The sequence below is a fragment of the Methylocapsa palsarum genome (assembly GCF_900114285.1).
Lineage (GTDB): Bacteria > Pseudomonadota > Alphaproteobacteria > Rhizobiales > Beijerinckiaceae > Methylocapsa > Methylocapsa palsarum.
On record NZ_FOSN01000067.1, the window covers coordinates 1 to 1,554 of the forward strand.

At 66.4% G+C, this 1,554-nt stretch carries 2 protein-coding genes; both read left to right on the forward strand.

What is annotated here, in order from left to right:
* Nucleotides 1-64: 64 nt before the first annotated feature.
* Entirely contained in the window at nt 65-448 is a 384-nt protein-coding gene (locus tag BM177_RS19300; protein ID WP_091686919.1) for an ArsC/Spx/MgsR family protein, read from the forward strand.
* Between the two features lie 365 nt (nt 449-813).
* Nucleotides 814-1,554 (forward strand): response regulator transcription factor, encoded by a 741-nt coding sequence (locus BM177_RS20995; protein ID WP_091686921.1) that lies wholly within the window; start codon nt 814-816, stop codon nt 1,552-1,554.

Here is a 1,554-nt window from a genome sequence, read left to right on the forward strand (position 1 = left end):
CCCTTTTCATCACGTATCAATTTGTTTTTTTTGGATTTGGCGGGGGCGGGGCAGGAGTAATTCCATGGAAGTTGTGGTTTATCATAATGACGAATGCCGGCTATCGCTTCAGGCTCTGGACGTCATCCGCGCGGCGGGGCTTGAGCCGCATGTGATCCATAGCGACAGGGATCCTCCGGGACGGCGTCTTTTGCGCCGGCTGGCGGGGGCTGCGGGGGCTGGCGTTCGCGCTTTCCTGCGGCGGGACGATCCGCTTTACGACATCCTGCATCTCGACGATCCGCGTCTTTCCGACGAGGATCTGATTGAGGCGATGGAAGACCATCCGAGCCTCATCGCCGCGCCGATCGTCGTCACTCCGGACGCGATCCGGCTGTGCCTCAGCCCCGAGCAGGTGGCCGAGCTTTTTTCCCGGCCTGACCCAACTGGCTTGGCCCGGCCGGCCTGACCAAAGCCGCGCGAAGCTCGGAGCCGACCCCCGGCTCCAGGGCGCCCCTTCGCTTGGCGCCCCTTCACTTGGCAAGATTGCTTCGCTTGGCCAGCCTTTGCTTTTGGGCGCGCTTTTTTTGGGGGGGGGTCACGGAGGGACAGGCGTCTTCGCGCGCGGGGCTTCTTCGCGTGAGAGACTTGGCCTATACATCGGCTTGGGGGGCCGCCGGGCCCCTCGCCGCGAGCGGGCGATCCGTCCGCCGACCCGAGGCTGGCCCCATGGAACCCGCGCCCCAAGCACTCCCGCCCAAAGAACCTGCGCCCCAAGAACCTGCGTCCAAAGCACCTGCGTCCAAACCGCTGTCCGAGCCGTGTGAATCGCCCATGGCTGCGGCGATGGTTCACGTCATCGACGACGAGGCGGCGGTGCGGGACTCGTTGAGCCTGCTGTTGAGCCTCAACGGCTATGACGCGCGCGCCTATGAGTCGGCGGCGGCATTCCTTGCCGCGCTCGACGCTGGCCTCGAGGCCAAATCTGTCCCCGAGTCTGCCGCCAAATCTGTCGGCGGAGCGTCCCGGGCCAGATCGGGCGACAAGTCCAGCGACAAATCATCCAGCGGCAAATCATCTGGCGGCAATTCCTGGACCGCAACGGGCGTCGGGCCCGGCTGCGTCGTGACCGACGTGCGCATGCCTGGGGTCGGCGGCATGGAGCTTCTGGCGCGGCTGAAGCAAGGCGGGGCCCTGCTGCCGGTGATCGTCATGACCGGCCACGGCGACATCCCGCTGGCGGTCGAGGCGATGAAAGGCGGCGCGGCGGATTTTCTTGAAAAGCCGTTTGACGCCGAAACCCTGCTCGCGGCCGTCCGCACGGCTCTTGCGGCGGCGCACGCGGGGCCTGGCGCGGCCGAGGCCCGTCTGGTGCGCCAGAAGCTCGGCGGGCTGACCCCGCGGGAAAACGAAATCCTGGCCGAGCTCGTCGCGGGACGGCAGAACAGGGCCATCGCCGAGCGTCTCTCGATCAGCGTCCGCACTGTCGAGGTCCACCGCGCCAGCATCATGGCCAAGATGGACGCCGGCAACGTCTCCCAGCTCCTGCGCATGGTCCTCACCTCACAAAGGTGA

What these genes read in the sequence shown, in the direction of transcription:
- BM177_RS20995 (WP_091686921.1), top strand. Translation starts at nt 814, where the DNA reads ATGGCTGCGGCGATGGTTCACGTCATCGACGACGAGGCGGCGGTGCGG.
- BM177_RS19300 (WP_091686919.1), top strand. Translation starts at nt 65, where the DNA reads ATGGAAGTTGTGGTTTATCATAATGACGAATGCCGGCTATCGCTTCAG.